This is a genomic window from Citrobacter sp. Cpo032 (assembly GCF_030332975.1).
GTDB lineage: Bacteria > Pseudomonadota > Gammaproteobacteria > Enterobacterales > Enterobacteriaceae > Citrobacter > Citrobacter portucalensis.
Genome location: NZ_JAOWGU010000032.1, coordinates 1 through 2,137 on the forward strand (window position 1 = coordinate 1; position 2,137 = coordinate 2,137).

2 protein-coding genes and 2 pseudogenes are annotated in these 2,137 nt (G+C 48.4%); 1 reads left to right on the plus strand and 3 read right to left on the minus strand.

The features are described from left to right. Positions 1 to 550 (minus strand): annotated as a pseudogene (locus OGY33_RS01995) (IS1-like element IS1A family transposase); the annotation flags it as partial. A 54-nt stretch (positions 551 to 604) separates the two neighbouring features. Between OGY33_RS01995 and OGY33_RS02000 the strand changes: the two are divergent. Continuing rightward, a pseudogene (locus tag OGY33_RS02000) lies at positions 605 to 697 on the plus strand (IS200/IS605 family transposase); the annotation flags it as partial. Positions 698 to 888: 191 nt separating this feature from the next. On the opposite strand, the gene OGY33_RS02005 reads toward OGY33_RS02000, so the two are convergent. Together OGY33_RS02005 and OGY33_RS02010 are read right to left on the minus strand one after the other, a co-directional pair. Further along, positions 889 to 1,083 (minus strand): hypothetical protein, encoded by a 195-nt coding sequence (locus OGY33_RS02005; protein ID WP_023337659.1) that lies wholly within the window; start codon positions 1,081 to 1,083, stop codon positions 889 to 891. 301 nt (positions 1,084 to 1,384) lie between these two features. Continuing rightward, positions 1,385 to 2,082, minus strand: a protein-coding gene (locus tag OGY33_RS02010; RefSeq protein ID WP_223417112.1) for an IS1-like element IS1A family transposase whose coding sequence is annotated in 2 segments (ribosomal slippage) — positions 1,385 to 1,833 and positions 1,833 to 2,082 — 699 coding nt in all. Because the reading frame shifts where the segments join, the coding sequence is not laid out codon by codon here. Positions 2,083 to 2,137: the final 55 nt, after the last annotated feature.

Sequence of the window (2,137 nt, forward strand, 5' to 3'; positions counted from 1 at the left end):
TTGCTGATTACGTGCAGCTTTCCCTTCAGGCGGGATTCATACAGCGGCCAGCCATCCGTCATCCATATCACCACGTCAAAGGGTGACAGCAGGCTCATAAGACGCCCCAGCGTCGCCATAGTGCGTTCACCGAATACGTGCGCAACAACCGTCTTCCGGAGACTGTCATACGCGTAAAACAGCCAGCGCTGGCGCGATTTAGCCCCGACGTATCCCCACTGTTCGTCCATTTCCGCGCAGACGATGACGTCACTGCCCGGCTGTATGCGCGAGGTTACCGACTGCGGCCTGAGTTTTTTAAGTGACGTAAAATCGTGTTGAGGCCAACGCCCATAATGCGGGCTGTTGCCCGGCATCCAACGCCATTCATGGCCATATCAATGATTTTCTGGTGCGTACCGGGTTGAGAAGCGGTGTAAGTGAACTGCAGTTGCCATGTTTTACGGCAGTGAGAGCAGAGATAGCGCTGATGTCCGGCGGTGCTTTTGCCGTTACGCACCACCCCGTCAGTAGCTGAACAGGAGGGACAGCTGATAGAAACAGAAGCCACTGGAGCACCTCAAAAACACCATCATACACTAAATCAGTAAGTTGGCAGCATCACCTAGGCGTGAACGAAGAAATTATCAGACGATATGTGAGGCATCAGGAAAAGATGGAACAAACACATGAACAGCAGATGGAGTTGCTAGAGTAGAAAACGGAATATGACATTTGCCCCCCTTATAGGGGGCATTCTGAAAAGCCACCTCCTCAGGAGGTGGTCTTTTACTCTATCAACAGGCTGTGTGATCAACAATGGTCCTCTCTCTGACAGTTCTGATTTCAAATAATCAGCTTAAAAATACCTTTCAAAAGTAAACAATTTCCTCTGAGGGCACATTTTATCTACTTTGGCCTGTAAAGCTGGCGATAATATTCCAGACGTTGTAGATATAACGGCACTTTTTCCTCAGGAATATCGGACGGAATTGTGTTACGGGGGGGGAGTTTTTTCAAATACTCTCGGAACGCCTGGGTTGATGCCATAAAATCTATAGCTCGATCTATAAGATGCGGAATGCCATCACCTATTTTTGCCATGATAATATCTCCGTATTACTTCGCACCAGCGGTTAATTTTAGATAAGATGCTAAAAGTAGCATTAAGGAAAACGTGCTTAATCCTCAATGTTGACTCCCGGAAATCTTTTAACTTTTTAAGTTTCTTAATGAATCAATAAATTACATAGTTCGTAAGCAAGTATATTATTGCCTGATTAAACTATTTTGATGCTATCAACCATGGACAAAGCACCTCGTTGCACATAACAGAGACTATGACGTTATTTCTGTCAGAGGCCATCACATGAAAGAAGTCAAAAAAAGGGGTAATGACTCCAACTTATTGATAGTGTTTTATGTTCAGATAATGCCCGATGACTTTGTCATGCAGTTCCACCGATTTTGAGAACGACAGCGACTTCCGTCCCAGCCGTGCCAGGTTCTGCCTCAGATTCAGGTTATGCCGCTCAATTCGCTGCGTATATCGCTTGCTGATTACGTGCAGCTTTCCCTTCAGGCGGGATTCATACAGCGGCCAGCCATCCGTCATCCATATCACCACGTCAAAGGGTGACAGCAGGCTCATAAGACGCCCCAGCGTCGCCATAGTGCGTTCACCGAATACGTGCGCAACAACCGTCTTCCGGAGACTGTCATACGCGTAAAACAGCCAGCGCTGGCGCGATTTAGCCCCGACGTATCCCCACTGTTCGTCCATTTCCGCGCAGACGATGACGTCACTGCCCGGCTGTATGCGCGAGGTTACCGACTGCGGCCTGAGTTTTTTAAGTGACGTAAAATCGTGTTGAGGCCAACGCCCATAATGCGGGCTGTTGCCCGGCATCCAACGCCATTCATGGCCATATCAATGATTTTCTGGTGCGTACCGGGTTGAGAAGCGGTGTAAGTGAACTGCAGTTGCCATGTTTTACGGCAGTGAGAGCAGAGATAGCGCTGATGTCCGGCGGTGCTTTTGCCGTTACGCACCACCCCGTCAGTAGCTGAACAGGAGGGACAGCTGATAGAAACAGAAGCCACTGGAGCACCTCAAAAACACCATCATACACTAAATCAGTAAGTTGGCAGCATCACC

Coding starts and splice junctions, on each gene's coding strand:
- OGY33_RS02005 (WP_023337659.1), bottom strand. CDS start 1,083: ATGGCAAAAATAGGTGATGGCATTCCGCATCTTATAGATCGAGCTATA.